15 protein-coding genes are annotated in these 16,354 nt (G+C 48.7%); 8 read left to right on the top strand and 7 right to left on the bottom strand.

Annotation, left to right across the window (positions count from 1 at the left end; all coding sequences use genetic code 11):
* Positions 1-78: 78 nt before the first annotated feature.
* A complete protein-coding gene (locus MHM95_RS08680; protein WP_239348337.1) occupies positions 79-981 on the top strand; it encodes an ABC transporter substrate-binding protein in 903 nt (300 codons plus the stop codon).
* On the opposite strand, the gene MHM95_RS08685 is transcribed toward MHM95_RS08680, so the two are convergent.
* The 4 genes from MHM95_RS08685 to MHM95_RS08700 all read right to left on the bottom strand — a co-directional run bounded on the left by MHM95_RS08685 (position 938) and on the right by MHM95_RS08700 (position 5,149).
* Entirely contained in the window at positions 938-1,555 is a 618-nt protein-coding gene (locus MHM95_RS08685; RefSeq protein ID WP_239385046.1) for a LysE family translocator, read from the bottom strand. The genes MHM95_RS08680 and MHM95_RS08685 overlap by 44 nt on opposite strands.
* 2 nt (positions 1,556-1,557) lie before the next feature.
* On the bottom strand, positions 1,558-3,696 hold the full coding sequence (locus MHM95_RS08690) for an exonuclease domain-containing protein (protein ID WP_239385047.1): 2,139 nt from the start codon (positions 3,694-3,696) through the stop codon (positions 1,558-1,560).
* Between the two features lie 46 nt (positions 3,697-3,742).
* Positions 3,743-4,348, bottom strand: a complete 606-nt coding sequence (locus tag MHM95_RS08695; protein ID WP_239385048.1) for a fumarylacetoacetate hydrolase family protein — start codon at positions 4,346-4,348, stop codon at positions 3,743-3,745.
* 63 nt (positions 4,349-4,411) lie between these two features.
* Positions 4,412-5,149, bottom strand: a complete 738-nt coding sequence (locus MHM95_RS08700) for a hypothetical protein (RefSeq protein ID WP_239385049.1) — start codon at positions 5,147-5,149, stop codon at positions 4,412-4,414.
* Between the two features lie 151 nt (positions 5,150-5,300).
* Here MHM95_RS08700 and MHM95_RS08705 point away from each other — a divergent pair, with 151 nt between their 5' ends.
* Both MHM95_RS08705 and MHM95_RS08710 read left to right on the top strand, forming a co-directional pair.
* Positions 5,301-6,434 carry a histidine kinase gene (locus tag MHM95_RS08705; protein ID WP_239385050.1) on the top strand — a complete coding sequence of 378 codons (1,134 nt, stop codon included), beginning with the start codon at positions 5,301-5,303 and terminating at the stop codon, positions 6,432-6,434.
* Positions 6,415-7,080 carry a response regulator transcription factor gene (locus MHM95_RS08710; RefSeq protein ID WP_239385051.1) on the top strand — a complete coding sequence of 222 codons (666 nt, stop codon included), beginning with the start codon at positions 6,415-6,417 and terminating at the stop codon, positions 7,078-7,080. Before MHM95_RS08705 ends, MHM95_RS08710 begins: the two co-directional genes overlap by 20 nt.
* Here MHM95_RS08710 and MHM95_RS08715 read toward each other — a convergent pair.
* The gene (locus MHM95_RS08715; RefSeq protein WP_239385052.1) at positions 7,070-8,488 is read right to left on the bottom strand and encodes a diguanylate cyclase; all 1,419 of its coding nucleotides are present in this window, start codon (positions 8,486-8,488) and stop codon (positions 7,070-7,072) included. The genes MHM95_RS08710 and MHM95_RS08715 overlap by 11 nt on opposite strands.
* 128 nt (positions 8,489-8,616) lie before the next feature.
* Here MHM95_RS08715 and MHM95_RS08720 point away from each other — a divergent pair, with 128 nt between their 5' ends.
* A complete protein-coding gene (locus tag MHM95_RS08720) occupies positions 8,617-8,850 on the top strand; it encodes a hypothetical protein (protein WP_045979681.1) in 234 nt (77 codons plus the stop codon).
* A 57-nt stretch (positions 8,851-8,907) separates the two neighbouring features.
* On the opposite strand, the gene pepB is transcribed toward MHM95_RS08720, so the two are convergent.
* A complete protein-coding gene (pepB, locus tag MHM95_RS08725) occupies positions 8,908-10,203 on the bottom strand; it encodes an aminopeptidase PepB (protein WP_022944264.1) in 1,296 nt (431 codons plus the stop codon).
* Between the two features lie 78 nt (positions 10,204-10,281).
* Between pepB and sfsA the strand changes: the two genes are divergently transcribed.
* Positions 10,282-10,989, top strand: coding sequence for a DNA/RNA nuclease SfsA (gene sfsA / locus MHM95_RS08730; RefSeq protein WP_235419287.1), 708 nt, complete (start codon positions 10,282-10,284; stop codon positions 10,987-10,989).
* Here sfsA and MHM95_RS08735 read toward each other — a convergent pair.
* Positions 10,961-13,519, bottom strand: a complete 2,559-nt coding sequence (locus MHM95_RS08735) for a penicillin acylase family protein (RefSeq protein WP_239385053.1) — start codon at positions 13,517-13,519, stop codon at positions 10,961-10,963. The genes sfsA and MHM95_RS08735 overlap by 29 nt on opposite strands.
* Before the next feature lie 151 nt (positions 13,520-13,670).
* Here MHM95_RS08735 and MHM95_RS08740 point away from each other — a divergent pair, with 151 nt between their 5' ends.
* The 3 genes from MHM95_RS08740 (at position 13,671) to gluQRS (ending at position 16,266) form a co-directional block, all read left to right on the top strand.
* Positions 13,671-14,678, top strand: coding sequence for an AraC family transcriptional regulator (locus MHM95_RS08740; protein WP_239385054.1), 1,008 nt, complete (start codon positions 13,671-13,673; stop codon positions 14,676-14,678).
* 193 nt (positions 14,679-14,871) lie between these two features.
* Positions 14,872-15,315, top strand: a complete 444-nt coding sequence (gene dksA, locus MHM95_RS08745; protein ID WP_022944268.1) for an RNA polymerase-binding protein DksA — start codon at positions 14,872-14,874, stop codon at positions 15,313-15,315.
* A gap of 6 nt (positions 15,316-15,321) precedes the next feature.
* Complete coding sequence (gene gluQRS, locus MHM95_RS08750; protein WP_239385055.1) at positions 15,322-16,266, top strand: tRNA glutamyl-Q(34) synthetase GluQRS; 945 nt, start codon at positions 15,322-15,324, stop codon at positions 16,264-16,266.
* Positions 16,267-16,354 lie beyond the last annotated feature (88 nt).

Consider the following 16,354-nt stretch of genomic DNA (forward strand, 5'->3'; position numbering starts at 1 on the left):
GAAACTGGCGAGACTCATGTGAATTTCTATACTCACCTAGAGCACACTGTAAATACCATTACCGCACAGGGAGAGACTATGCTTAAGCCACGACAACTACTTGTTGCCACTTTGGTTTTATGTACAGCTTGGAGTACCAAGGCACAAACGGTAGAGAAAATCATTTGGCTACAAAGCAAGACTCCGCCTTTCCATTTACCTCGTACTACAGAGTATCCCTTTGCAGGGCTATGTGATGAGTTGCTAAACCAGCTCATCACCAATATGCCAAATATTGAACATGAAAAGCTACTATTGCCGCAAAAGCGTATTCACCGCTATATGAATGAAGGCGAAAAGGTGTGCTTCCCGTGTATGATCCACCGAAATAAAGATACACATACTGCAAGGCTCAGTATCCCCACAGCGGTGTATCCTCCCTTTACACTTATCACTACGGTAGACAAGCGCGATAAACTCACACAAGTCCATGGCAAGCCTATTAATTTGGCGAGTTTGTTTGCCGATGACTCTTTTACTTATGGCCAAGTGGCTGCGCGACGTTTTAGTGGCGAGCTGCAAACGTTGCTACAACAAACGGCTCACTCCCGCCCTGCGGTATTGAGTTATCGCGCCGATGGCGAAAGCGGTGCAATTGCCGAAATGCTACAACATGACATCATCGACTACACCCTTGATTACCCGTATATGGCTCGCTATTTTGCTAAGAAATACGGCAATATCCGCGCCTTAGAAACCAACCTCACACAAGACTTAGTCAGAGGCGCAGTAGGCTGCTCCGCGAGCGCTGCAGACGGCTTCGCTGAGCAAGCTATTTCGGCCATCAACAAAGCGCTCAACCAAGACGTGTTGGAAAATACCAATTACGTGCTGTCACAGCGTTTTTGGTTAGCCCCTTATTTCACTGATTTTGATGCGGTTTATAAAACTCACGTGCTCAAAGCCACTGACGAGCAACCACCATCAACGCAAGACCCATAAAGGCAACACTGAGTAAGCGATTGATCAACACTTGATTGCGCTCCAATACAGGTAAAAATCGACCGTGGCTACACAATAGTGCCACTATCACATACCAACTCGCATCAATGACGGTAGGCGTTGCCACCATAACAGCGCCTTGCACGGTACTGACTTGCTCTGCGGGGATAAATTGAGAAAATAACGCGATAAAGAAAATAGCTAATTTAGGATTCAAAAAAGCGATAGCAAAGCCATCTGTGGCGGCTTTTTTATAGCTCCCTCGGGTTGTCTCAATGGTCAGCTTTCCTGCGCTACTACGCCAACTGTTAATAGCGAGGTATACGAGATAAGCCGCCCCTCCATAAATGAGCGCGGTGTACAATATCGGCCACTGATGAATAAGTGCGCCCAACCCTAACACCGCTATGAAGGCATACACACCCACACCAAAACCATGGCTCAATGCGGTAATAATACCCGCCGTGCGGCCACTGGCTAGACAATGCTTCAGCACCACAGCCAAGCTAGGCCCGGGAGACATCGCCCCCATTAAGCATATTCCTACCAGCGCTAACCACATTGATAATTCCATTGTTATTCTTGCCTTTGTTGTTGTATTAAATTAAAAATTGCCACCGTTGCTTCTGCGTCACTCATGGCGCGGTGATGTCGCGACAATACAATATCTAAATCGGCACTTAAACGTGCTAACGAGTATGATGCATGTCCGGGCAAGTAACTGCGACCCAAGCGCACCGTACATAGCTTCGCCATACTTAAGTGGCGTTCGGTACGAGCGAATTCTGCTTTCAAAAAGCCATAATCAAAGTTAACGTTATGGGCGACAAAAATACAGCCTTGCATAAATTGCCACAGCGATTCTGACAACTCTGCGAATACAGGGGCGTCGGCCACCATCACATTATCTATGCCGGTAAGCTCGGTAATTGCTCGCGGTATGTGACGCTGTGGGTTAACTAACGAATGCCAACGCGCAACTTCCTTACCAGCCACCACCTTGATAGCGGCAACTTCGGTGATCCGATGGCTTTGATGGCGCCCACCAGTGGTTTCTATATCAACAATCACATAAGGCTGTTCACTGTTCACCTGCCAGCGTACAGTTTGCACACTGACATCAAAGCCTGCACGCTGCAATTGTTTTAACGCCACCAGCTGATTGCGCCGCAAGCTATCACCCGGCGCTTTTATTTCCTCAAAACGCACTTTGCCAGATGTGATCACCATCAAATCTGGATAACCATCCTTGGCGCTGCGGAAGTCTTTCGCCATGGTTTCCAGCTGCGTATAAACCGCGCTTAGGGGAGCATGATTGATGAGTGCGACCAATGGCGCTAATACTTCTTCATGCCAACGAATAAATGCATTGGGCTGATGGTAATAACGACTGGCCGCCGCGCTGATGTGAGTGATTAACGCCCCTTTACTGTTATGTTCTGCGAACAGTTCACGTATTTGCTGCTGATAATAGTGATAAAACTGGCCGTCACGTAAGCTTGCAGGAAAAACATCAAACTCACTCCCCCTGCCAGTCTGCTCGCCATCAAACAGTAAGTGCCAAAAACAGAGCGCAAATAAGTGTTGCCACAGCTGATTTTCGCTATGTAGCGCTTGTTCGCCGCGTTGGGTATATAAATCTATCACCCCCTGCTCGACTTGATGGCGATACGCCTCATCTATAGCCAACGGTTCTTTCTCAGCCAGCAGGTCGCTCAGTACGCTGGTGCGTTTGCCTTGATATTTTAAAGCGTAAAAATCCTCAGCGAATACAAACACCTCATCGCTAGGCGGATCGTCAATCAGTGCGCATAAACGCTGCTCAACCCATTGCCTGTGCCCTTTTTTAAAGCGCTGACGCAGCAGCAACTCAATGGCGCGATTATCCTCACTGTGTGCTAGCACTGATAATGCTAAATCTTGATGCGGCGCTTCCGCGAGTAAGGCTTTACCTAAAAGATAGAGATACTCATGCGAGTAGCGCTCTGCCAACGCACCAATAGCGCTTGGTAGCTGCGTTACTTGCTCGCCATGCTGCATCAGCTGCTGCTCGCTCAACTCGCTAACCTGGGCCCGTAATTGCGCATAAGTGAATGCACTTTTAGCCTCTTCTAAGGTGTCAAAGCGCGGGATTACCTTGCCTTGTTGGGTGCGCATGATCCCTAAATCACGTAACGAAAAATGACCCAGCCCAGCTTGTAGGCGACCAAAAAAGATAAAACATAAATAAGCTAAAACCGGGTTATAGGCATGGACTACATAACTGAGAAATACATGGCTGTGGCAAGCTTTAGCAAAGCTCACGTGGGTTTGGCAATAGCCCAACCATTGCTCTTTACGCTTAGACAACGCCACCCCGGGCAGCCCCAGTTCACGACAAAGTGCGACTAGCTCAGCTTTGGTTAATGCCACCAACCATTGCTCAAACTCCCCCTCGTGTACATGACGCAACCAACCTCGACGCTTGAGTAAGGCGAGCGCCAGTGGCGCTTGCTCTATCTCGTCATAATGCAAGCTGCTTTGTTCAAGAAAATCAGACTTGCGATTAAAGCCACGCACCAACACACACTGGGCATTTTTTGGTAAGGCTAAAAAGTCATCAATAAAGCGTTGTTCATGGGCACCGCATAAATGCCAGCCTTGGTGCTGGAAAAAATGCAGCAACTCCAAGAAGTGATCATGATAATAGGTTGGGGGTAAAGACTTGTTGTACATAAACTCGGTAATTCCGACTTGGTGGCACAAGCCTAATACTGTTTATTTATACAGTCAAGTTATCTCTTGCGCGCCAGCTCTGGCTCACTATCACCTCTTGGGAAAGCAGCAGCTGCGCCGTAAACTCAGCTCCTGCGTGTACTTCACCAACGCCTTTAGGGGTGCCAGTCATCAGCCAATCGCCCTGCTGCAAAGCCATAAATGTGGCCAGCTCTTGCACCGCCATAAGAGGCGGATACATCATATGCTTTACTTCTCCGTGCTGTACTTGCTTGTCATCAATCAGTAAACGCACACCCAATTGCGAAATCTGTGCTTCGCTAATATCAATGAAGTCGCTCATCACCACGGCACCGTCAAAGGCTTTAGCACGCTCCCAAGGCAGTCCAGCTTGCTTGAGTTGGCTTTGCAGCATGCGCTTAGTTAAATCAAGGCCCACCGCTGCTTGAGTGAGACCTTGCTCGGTCATACGCAAGCAGATCTCAGCTTCGTAATGTAATCTATCGCCTTGATGCTGAGCATAAAGATGCTGGCTAAGACTACTGCCAGGCTTGTTAAATACCACCATCTGGTCTGGAATAGCATTGCCCAACTCGTGAATATGCTCAACATAATTACGGCCAATACATACAATTTTTCCCGGTAAGCTCATGGGCGTTATCTCTTTTTTCTTTATTTGCCGCTCAGTGTAACTGCCTTTATAAAGAGCGCCAAGCTAGACACCATAGCGTCGACGATAGTGCTGAGCGGCGTACATCAAACCCGCGCTACCTACCAAAGTGGGTAGCAGCCAACCAATTAACTGGGCATCACTTCCTAATACCGCATTAAATAGACGGCGTCCGCCAAAGGCACCAAAAGCGGTATACACACCAATACCGGAGCCTAACATGGCGCTTAGGTGCTCAATAACCCAGCTACGAGGCCGCAGAGAGGGTCGGTAAATATAATGCGCCATAGTGACTGCGATAACCATGGCTAACACCGAAAACGCCAGCAATAACACTTGTTGCTGTTGCCACCCGAGGTAAAAGGTATAACAAGCACATAGAGCCAGTGCTGCAATAAGCCCAAGGTGAGCTGGCGTGCGTAATAAGGAACGCTGCTCCTTGGCCACCAACACTCGCCGGCCATGATAAACCGACACCCACACCAATATTGATAACATGCTTAAAAACCATGCCATACGATGGTTAACCTGAAGATAGCGGCGCAACTCTTCTGCCGTGCTCAAGGTATCGATATTGCGCGCGCCCAACGGGTCTAATAGCACTAGTGCACAGCAAAAAAGGCCACTGCCTGCAACTGCGTACATTACATACGCATAGACCTTACCACTTTGATTGTGCAGCCGGGAGCCTTTGGCTGCGCACACTGGCAGCCAAAATAACACTAAAGCAATGCATCCTAATACAATATGTATATAAAGCGCCCCTTGATGTAACCAATACATAACTCTTCTCACTGTGTTGCCAATTAACAGTGTTAGAGTACAAACGCCATGCTGGCACGGTAAGTCACACTCGTCATTTTGGCGCATGACATCTGTCACAACATGCGTTGCACTGCTGGTGTTAGATGCGTGCTGTGGATATAGTTAAGAAATGAAAAAATACTTTCGTTATCAGTTATCTTGGTTAGTGGTCGTGCTCGTAACTTGGGCCGTTATCGCCATACCGCGCATCATGGTCAACACTGAGCATGGGTTTACTGCATTAGCCACCATAGAAGTGGTGATACACACACTCATGTTGTTTTGCTTACTACTGGTCATAAACGAGCAAGAGCAAAGTTACGGCTACCCGGTACGCTATGTACTACTCGTTGTTATTGGCGCGGGCATTATCGGCCTGCAACTGCTCACTAGCGCAACACTGATTCTCATCTACATGGTGATGTTTAGCGCCATTTTAGTTTATTACTTGCCGCTGCGTTACTGTTACCTCAGCATTGCTGTTAACGCGTTACTCTTTTTACTCCTACAGCGATTTTATTGGCATCACCCATGGCCTGTTTTGAATACGCTTTCTACCAGCGCCTTTTGCTTATTCGCGTTAGTGGTGAGTCAACGCACAATGGCCGAACAGCAAGCCAAAGAAGCACTGCAAATTAGTAATGCTTCATTACAAACCACTCAAGCCTTATTAATCCAAGCTGGAGCAAGTGAAGAGCGCTTACATCTTGCGCGTGAACTGCATGATGATGTAGGCCATCAATTAACGAGCCTTATAATGCAGCTAGATATTGCTCGGCGTACCGCCTCGGATACGCTTAAACCACAACTTGAACACTGTTATCAACATGCTCGGCAAACGCTTGCTAGTGTCCGCTCTGTGGTCAGTGACAAACGCAACCACAGCCCGATTGATTTACAGCCTACCTTAATGCAGTTAGCTGAAAACACGCCACGCATTGCGGTGGTTGTACACTACCAAGCTCACCCACTGCTGGCACAACTTAATTATGCCCAATGTGTGCTGCGCTGTGCTCAAGAGGGAATTAGCAACGCTTTAAAGCATTCGCTTGCTACGGAGCTACATATACATTTATATAACCATAACCCACTGCGGTTGACGATAAGTGACAATGGTGGTCACTTACATAATCCAGTACCTGGCAATGGCCTGTTAGGGTTAAAGGAGCGCGTTGAAACCTTAGGCGGCACGTTTACGTTCACCCCCAATAGTAAAGGCATGGTGTTAAATGCGGAGTTTCCCTATGCAAACGACAGCCATTAAAGTTCACCTAGTTGACGACCAACACTTAGTTCGTGCAGGGTTGGCGAGTTTGCTGGCACTCGATAAGCGCATCCATGTCAGTGGTGAGTCTGCGGACGGCCAAGCCTTTTTAGAGTGTTATCAACAGGGAAACGTGGATGCGGATGTAATTCTACTGGATGTACGCATGCCACGATTAGACGGCATAGGCGTGCTACAGGCACTTGCGAAGTACCACGCGCCGCCCTGCCTTATCCTAACCACCTTCAACGACAGCGACATTTTGTTCCGGGCTATTGAGCACAACGCCAAAGGGTTCATGCTTAAGGATGCATCACTGGAAGAGTTAGTTGCGGGGATCAAAGCACTCTCGCAAGGCGGTAGCGTATTACAACAAGCATTAAAAGAGGCGGTGATGGCTAAGCAGCGCAGTGTAGTAACGCCACAAGTACAGGGCTTAACAGCGCGCGAACAGCAAATTTTACAGCTTATTTGTGCAGGCTATGCCAATAAAGAAATCGCCGCTAAATTACACAAAGCACCAGGCACTATTCGCAACGCGGTATCGACGATATTAACTAAACTTGAAGTGCGCGATCGCACCCAAGCCACCATTAAAGCCATCGAATTAGGCCTGTACTGCGCTGCGAATACACCTAGTGATTAATACACACTTGATTACGACCCTGCTGCTTTGCCTTGTAGAGGCTTCCATCCGCACGACTGAGCGCAGAACCGATATCTTCACCTTGGTTAACGTGAGTAACACCGATGCTGCACGTCACGCGGAGTTCGGGGTAGTCATCAAAAGTAAGTTCACTAATGGCGATGCGAATTCGCTCGACAATGCCACGGCCTTGCTCAAGGTGGGCACTGAGTAACAATACAAACTCTTCGCCACCAAAGCGAGCGGCTAAGTCATGCTCACGTAATTGCTTGGTGAGGCAATAGGCCACGCATTCCAACACTTCATCACCAGCCTGATGACCAAAGCGGTCATTCACCTTCTTAAATAAATCTAAATCGACAACCGCAATGCTGCTACTCTTTCCGCTTAGCCCACCGCAGCGTAAGCTGTGCTCAGCGGCATCCATAAAGGCATTTCGCTGCATTAACTGCGTCAAGTCGTCAAACCGAGCTTGGTGCTGCCAATAGTGTTTTGAATCGGTCTCATTGAGTAATTGCGACTGCAATAGCCGCCCACCTATGGTCAACATGGAAAGGGTCACGATAAACGATTGCAGCATAAACAATGACTGCATGGGGGTATCTTGAATAAAAGGGCCAAAGTCATGACCAAAAAGCACCACCAGCGCCGCCACTACGGCTAACAATACCGAATAAACAAAGACACTGGCGCAGACAAATATCATCACCAGTACGCAAGGCAAAACAGCAAAAATAAAGCCACCGAGCCAGAGTTTGGCTGTGAGCATCGCCGCCAAAGCCAGTACAATCGCCACACATGCCAGCGCAGATTGACGCAGTGGCCATTGCTGTTGCTTCACAAAAGCATCAAAAAATGCGTAGACCAGCAAAGCACCTAAAATGTCGGAAAACAGCAATTGCAGCACATACTGAGCAAAGAGTTCGCTACCAATATACCCACCTAAAATAAGGTTGACCGTTAGCATCACGACAGACAACGCAATAGGTAGCAGATAAACTCGCACAACCAAGGTGACCAAGTCTTGAAAGCGGCTTAAGCCACTTTGTAAATGGCGTTTAACAAGCTCCGCCATCACCCAAGGCGCAAGTGTATCAATCAAAGCCGCGATACTGGTATGCACTACCCCATGGGCCATGTCCGCCACCTGCATACCAGGATAATTAGCAGCGAAACTTGCAATAAAAACCACAATGGCCGATGCCTTGCCCAATCGCAAATACATCACTAGCGCTACACCAACACTGAGCCAAATCAAGGTAATATTAGCAGGCTGAGTTGCCATAAAGGTCATACCGAACTGCGCTAAAGCGTAGTACAACAGGCCGCCAATCAATAGCTTAGGAAACGTATTGAGATGAGGTAAGCGCGCGCTTGCATGAGATTGTGCTTTTACTGTCGGTGTCACAGCGAACCTGTCTAATGATTATTTATTATTTTGGGACGAAATATACCTTGTATGAGGTAGATCAATCCAATAAAAATTTACATTTGCTTAAATAATAGTCGCAAAATGTGACTAAAAGTGATTACCCCATGCAAAAAACCACCCAACTCACCCTGTTAAAATGCATCATAGTATTGGGACTGTTGCTCATTTTGAGTGGTCATAGCCTGCTTGTCGTGGATGGATTCCGTCAGTATTTTGGTATGTACAGCTATATGCTTGGCGCTATGTGTATTGCTATTGGGCTTATTCTCTCGCTCCCCACCAAAATATATCTAACCATTTTATTAATGCGCCATGAGGGCCACGATTCCAAGCTTTAGGTTAATTTTAGGCATAAAAAAAGCGGCGCAAGGCCGCTTTCTATCGAATTGTTAAAGTTACGACTTTTCTTGTAGCGTACGTGCAACCGTACGCATGCCTTGTGTCGTTGCCCCAGCTGCCCACATGCCCGTAGCGGATGTTTGAAACGCTGCGGCTAAATCGATATGCACCCAGCCTTGGCCTTCATCACGAACAAAGCGAGACAAGAATCCGGCGGCGTTTGAAGCGCCACCAAAACCACCACCTTTTTGTGGACGACTATTAGCGGTGTCAGCATAAGGTGATGGACAGTTGTTCTGGTGGAACTTCTCCAATGGCAACGGCCATGCACCTTCAAATTCTTCTTTAGCGAAGCCTTCAACATCGCGTACCATGTCTTTGTCTAGGCCAAATAGGGCGTTATATTCCTGACCCACAGCCACTAACGCTGCGCCCGTTAAGGTGGCTGCATTAATAATGGTTTTCGCCCCAGACTCACTGGCGGCCATCAAACCATCAGCTAGCACTAGACGGCCTTCGGCGTCGGTGTTCACAATCTCCACTGTGGTGCCGTTTTTATAGGTAAGGATGTCACCAAGTTTATATGCGTGCCCTGAAATCAGGTTCTCGGCACAACAAAGGTATAATTTAACTCGCTTGTCTAAACCACGACTAATTGCCAGGGCCAAGCCTGCGGTGACGGTTGCTGCACCGCCCATATCGCACTTCATGCCCAGCATCCCTTCGCTCGGCTTGATTGAATAACCACCGGAATCAAAGGTGATCCCTTTACCAACAAGTGCAGAAGCCACTTCAGCGGCATCATCACCTGTGGGGTTAAAATCAAGCTCTAGTAGCACCGGTGGGCGCTCACTACCGCGACCGACTTCGTAAATACCAATCCACTGCTGCTCTTTTAGTGCTTCGCCTTTGATAATTTGATAGCTGACATGCTCAGGCGCCAGCGACTGAATAAACTCACCCGCCTTTTCCGCCAGGCTTTCTGGGTAAATTTCCTCTGCCGTGCCGTTGATCATCTGGCGCATCCAAGTCGCTGCTTGCTTAAGCGCTTGCAGCTCCTTAATGTCGCTTTGATCGTTATCAACAAAGCTCACCCCATCGAGTACCTTAGGGCTAACAAAACCTTGGTAGAATGCCCACTGACTTTCAGTGCACCAAGTATCGCCGCTTAACTGCACCGCTTTTACGCCTTGATTAGCTATGGCGCGGCCTGCCTTTTGTACGTTTTTTAGGGTTTCATCTTCACTTAAGTGCACCGTGGCACCTTGTTCATTGAAAGACACGGATGCAGATTCGCCCCAATGACTAGGCGCAGCTTGTTCACTTAGGTGTACTAAAAATTGTTGACTCATGTGGGTCCTCTTGGACTGTGATTACAATTACTCGCAGTTTACACTAGGGCTATGCAGTTCTAAAGCGAAGTGAGATTAATGTTATTTCCTGCCCCGTTACAAAGCGCCACCCTGCTAAAGCGCTATAAACGTTTCTTAGTGGATTTGCGCGACGAAGATGGTAATGAGTTCACCGTGCACTGTGCTAACACCGGTAAAATGACCGGTTGTGCCGAGCCTGGCGTGCAAGCCTATTACTCCACCAGCGACAACGCCAAACGCAAATACCCGCATAGTTTGGAGCTCAGTAGTAACGCCCAAGGGGATTTAATTTGTGTTAATACCGCCGTGGCTAATAAAGTCGCTATTGAGGCCATCAACAACGATGTGATCGAAGAACTGCAAGGCTATGAACAACTACACAGTGAAGTAAAATACGGTGCAGAAAATAGCCGTATCGACATACTGTTGCGCGATGCCGACAAAGCAGATTGCTATATCGAAGTAAAATCAGTGACCTTACTTGAACACTCAGGACAGGGTTACTTCCCCGACGCGCAAACGCTACGTGGGCAAAAACACCTGCGCGAGTTAACCGCCATGCGCCAACAAGGAAAGCGGGCGGTGTTACTGTTTGCTGTGCTGCACAGCGGCATCAACCAAGTCAGCGCCGCCACCCATATTGATCCGGTTTACGCCGACCTCCTGCGCCAAGCGCAGCAAGCCGGCGTTGAAGTGTTAGCCTATAAAGCCCGTATCAGTGCCGAGGAGGTCACCCTCACTCAGCGCTTGGCTTTTCAAGACTAATACTCATCTCGGCAATCAAGTTGTTGCTAATGTCGCCCTCAGAAAAATACAGCGGGCGCAAAGCGGCTTGTTCCGAGTAATAACGGCTTTGGTCGTCGAAGTGTGGTGAGTCTGAGTGTGCGCTCTGAGACATGGTCAGCAACCCTTTGGCAACCGGGCCGTTCTCGGTAAAGTTCATCACAAACATCCAGCTTGAACCATAGTTGATGGGGTAACCAGATGCACTGAGATTGGAAGCCAGTGGTGCGCCGCTAAGCGCATCATTGAGCGCGGGGTAGCTAACATAAGGGATCACCGTCGAATCAGAAAGCCCACGGCGGTCAAAGCGAAATACGTTAAAGCCGCCTTCGACATGCATAGGGCCCGCCCAGGGGAGTTTTTCTCCTGAGGCCATGCCCCCGGCCAGTGTTTTTTCAACGAACTGCAACTCACCCAAGGTCGCATCCAGGGCAAAACCATTGTCGGTCACATTTAGTACCGCATGTGCCAGAGTTTGTAATGCTGAGCCATCGGGGCGCAACGTGTTCGGAGTATTTGCTGCATCGATGCTGGAGAAGTTATCAAACAAGTGCACTGCTGGGTCAAATAAGTGCGCAAACTCACGGATCAGCGCAGCGCCTTTGGTCTGCAAGGTCATCTTGCCGTCAAACTGAGCCAACAGCGCGCAGGCATCACTTAAGTCAACCGCCCGACCATCAAGGTTAATAGGCTCGCTGCCCTGAGCCTGACATTGGTTTACAAGCTCCGGAAAGACCAAGTCATAAAGGTAAATATCATTGCCTATTAACGCTTGCTCGAGCTCAGCTAATGAGAACTTGCCGTCTTCGCCACCGCCTTCACGCAGTAGCTTGAGTCCCATGCGCGTGCGCAGTGATTGCGGGTATTGCACGTCACCATATTGCGCGGCAAATCCTGACAGCGGTTGCTCGGGGTTGGTAAGCCAATAACTGTCATTGGAATTTTGCACATAATCGCTGCGCTCTAACTTCGGTGCCTCAGCATAAGGCACCACACCATCAGCGGCAAATAATGAGGTATCGCCAGGGACTAAATCGAACCCTGTTTGCTCACGTAATGCCACTAATTGTGGCTCTAATCGCAGCGCCAAGTTAGCGGTTTCCCCTACTTTTAGAACGGTGGAGTCATCAATAAAAAAGGCATTGCCGTGCTTGTCCGCTGCCATAGTATTGTTAAAGGATACGCCATCAAATTCGGCAAATGCTGCTTTCATGTCGTCCAAGCTACTGGCGGCATTCATACGCGACCAAAAGCCTACCACATCCATATTAAATTCGTTGGCATCTTTAATGGTAAATGCATGACTGTCACTCCACCCTAATCCTTGCGCGGCTGGGGTTTCGATCATCAAGCCTTGATGTGAGTAATAGTAGTCTTTCGTCAAGGTAATACTCTGCCCTGGTGCAATGGCAACATCGACATTGATGGTTTTGCTGTTAATGGCCATAGGCTCACCATCTAAGGTGTAACTTAGGCGGTCATTGTCACTGAGCGCTAACTGGTAAATAATGAAATGCCGAGCCTTGGAGAAGGTGTGAGTCCAAGCGACATGCTCATTAAAGCCGATATTGACCACACCCGGCATGCCCTGCAAGCTGCCGCCCATGACATTGAGTGATTCTGGAATGGTCAAATGCGATTGCCAGAACCTGAGGTTACCGCGATGTGGAAAATGCGGGTTCGCTAACAAGCCACCCATGCCATTTTCCATTTTATCTTTACCTAACCCCCAGCCGTTCGAGCCCAAGTGCTCATACTTCTTTTCTAGCTTTAAGGTTTTCGTACGGGCATTCAAATTGGCAGCAAAACTCTGCGCCACCGCCCCGTTTTGGGCCATAACTGGTAGGTATTCATCGCCCTCACCAGGGTTGGCATAAAAGGCTAAATCAAGAAAGTTGGCAGAGCTGGCTAATTGCACTGTGGCCATAGAGTAGGCCAGCATATCTTCAGGGGTGAGCGTGATCACCCAAGGTTGTGAGGCGCACTCGGGGGCCAGATTAGCAGCCCCGGTGTCACTGACATACTTATTAAACCCAGCAACAAAGCCTTGATAATGGGCGCGACTTTGCGCATCGAGCTGGTCGTAATTTTCTGCAGCATAGTCATTAACGCCCAAGGCCTTATAGCCAAAGTCTGAAATCAAATGAGCGGAGTCGCCGCTACCAGGCACTTCATCCGGGCCAAAGTAACGACTACGGTGGCCTCGTACTTTGACGATTTGGTCCATCAACACACAGGCGTTGTCTTTGGCATAGGCATAGCCACTACCAAATGCCAAGCTCTCCACATTGTCTGCTTTAATATGGGGAACGCCGTAAGTGGTCCAACGTATATCAGCGTTTAACGTACCATCGTCATCAAACAGCACCAGAGGTTTAGGTTCAGGGTCCGGTTGCACTGGGTCCGGGGTTTCGACTACAGGCGAGGTCTTGTCATCGGAGTCAGAGCCGCAACCATTTAAGGTTAGTGCGCTGATGACGGCAAGGCATAGCGGCGTAAACGATGTTTTCATAGGGTGTCCTTCTCTATTGTTATTCTACTTGCTCTGCTTCACCTTGCCCTAAGCTCAGGTGTAAATCTTGACCTATAACGCCAAAAATTGACTTTGCGCGCCAATTAGCGCAGCGTGGATAAAGAACAATAAAATAATAACAAATAGCACTATGAGTCCCTCTTTTGTCAGCCATCAAGTACTGCGCTCTTTGGTTTTGTTTTTAGAAACAAAGGGGCTGAAACGAGCCGACGCCTTGCACCAGCTGCGCTGCGATGAGCAGGCACTACACCAGCCCAGTGAAAGCTTTCACCTTGGCCATTACCACCGTCTAATGCTTTGGGCGCATCAGCAACTCAATTGCGCACATATCGGCTTATACTTTGGCGTGCAATTGGACCTTGAGCGCTGGGGCGTGCTTGGTCATCTTGCTGCCGTGAGCCCTGATTTACACCGGGTCATTGACTACGGACGTCGATTTCACCCATTGGTGCGCCACACCCAAAGCCTCACCTTTCATCAGCGAGCGCAAACGCTAACTTTGGATTTAGGGCCCACGCAGTCGCACTGTTACTACGTAATTGATGAGCTTTTTGCTAGCTGGCTAAGCTTTGCTCGCATGTATGTTTTGCAAGCAGAGCAGCTGACGCCGATTGCCGTGCACCTAATGCGCTCGCCACCTAATAACACCAAGGAACAGCGTATTTACGAAAACGTGTTTAAATGTCCAGTGTACTTCAATAGCAGCACTAACAGCATGACCATCGCAAGGGTGTTGCTTGGCCAACCTCTCAAGCAGCCCGATACCACCCTAGAGCAGCTGTTACTGCATCAAGCTCAGCAACAACTGGATGCGCGCTTTGATTTACGCGAAAAAGTAAAACAGCAACTGGTAGCGCATTTGCCACAGCGGCTCAATGTAGAGCAAGCGGCGCAACTGTGCGCTGTGCCAACACGCACATTGCAGCGTCATCTGGCGCAGCAGCAAACAAGCTTCTCGCAATTATTGGATGAAGCCCGTGCGCGTCTGGCTTTACAGCTCTTTGAATCCGGTTATAAAGCCATTGATATTGCAACAAAACTTGGTTTTTCTGAGCAGAGTGCGTTACAACGAGCTTTCAAGCGTTGGTATGGCAAATCACCAAAACGTTATCTTATTACAAAAAACAACTTGAAATAGTGGCTAAGGACACCATATAAAGCTGAATTAAGAAAAGAATAAACGCCACACTTTATCGTTCCTTTTTACCAGTCATGATGGATTCAGTCGCCATCGGGTTAAGAAAAAAGTGTTTGCTAAGGGGGTGGTATTCTGCTATTTATAGCCGCCGGTTATTTCCGGGGACTGTATATTAAGGATTTAGGAGAGTGTTATGCCAGAGCAGCGTAAACTAGGGTTAATCGCTCAGGCGGGGTTAGAACCGTATCAAGAACAGCCAGGCGAAGAGTATATGAATGAGCAGCAACGTGCTCACTTTCGCAAAATTCTGGAATCATGGCGTAACGAACTGAGAAATGAAGTTGACCGCACCAAGACCCATATGGCGGATGAAGCGGCTAACTTTCCAGACCCAGTCGATCGTGCCGCGCAAGAGGAAGAGTTCTCTTTGGAACTTCGCACTCGTGACCGCGAACGTAAGCTAATTAAAAAGATTGAAAAAACCCTCACACTTATCGATGAAGACGAGTTTGGTTATTGCGAATCTTGTGGTATTGAAATCGGTATTCGCCGCTTAGAAGCGCGACCAACTGCAGATTTGTGTGTGGACTGTAAATCACTCGCTGAGATTAAAGAGAAGCAAGCCGGTCGCGGTTAATCAACCATGACAACTACGGGTTTGGGCACGAGCACACCTGCCGCGCGCCATTACGTTGGCCGTTTTGCCCCTTCCCCATCCGGTCCCCTGCATTTCGGCTCTCTGGTAGCTGCTCTTGGTAGCTACCTAGATGCCCGCTGTCATCATGGCCGCTGGCTCGTTCGCATTGAAGATATTGACACTCCACGCGTCAAAGCCGGCGCTGATACCGACATTCTAAAAACCCTCGAAGCCTATGCACTGCATTGGCATGGTGACGTCGTTTACCAAAGCCAACGTTTAGAACGCTATCAAGCAATCACCGATGAACTTTATGACCGAGGTTTAATTTACCGCTGTCAATGCACTCGCAAACAAATTAAAGCCATGGGTGGCGTCTATGATAATCGCTGCCGCAACTTGACGGTGAGCGGTGATGAATATGCCCTCAGATTAGTTCAAAACCAGATTATCGAGCGCTTTGAAGACCGCTTGCAGGGCGAGGTGAGCATCGCGGCGCAACAAGCGCGCGAAGACTACATTATTAAGCGTCGAGACGGCTTGTTTGCATATCAACTGGTCGTGGTTGTCGATGATATTGACCAAGGCATTACCGATGTGGTCCGTGGTGCCGACTTACTTATCCCCAGCGCACGGCAAATCGGCTTATTTACTGAACTAGGGGCAACCCCGCCAAGCTATATGCATCTGCCGTTAGCCGTGGCCAGCCCAGGGTTTAAACTGTCGAAGCAAAATTACGCGCCAGCCATCGAACGTGCACATCCGCAACCGGCGCTACTGGATGCATTGCGCTTTTTAGGCTTTCAGCCGGACCCTGAACTGATCCACGAGCGCGCTACAACCATTGTCGACTGGGCCGTTAGCCAATACCCTAAGATACAGCTACGTCAGGCCTTAGAAGTGCAAGTAAGTGAAAACGAAGCAGGCAACACCGAATTAACCACCCTATAAAGCCGGGATTTTTTGCTCCCTCGCTTAATTTTTCCGCCGCGCTGGTATATTATAAGCCACTTCTAAAATCGCCATAAATGCAGCCTAG

This window comes from Pseudoalteromonas sp. CnMc7-15 (assembly GCF_022347925.1).
Classification (GTDB): Bacteria; Pseudomonadota; Gammaproteobacteria; order Enterobacterales; family Alteromonadaceae; genus Pseudoalteromonas; species Pseudoalteromonas ruthenica.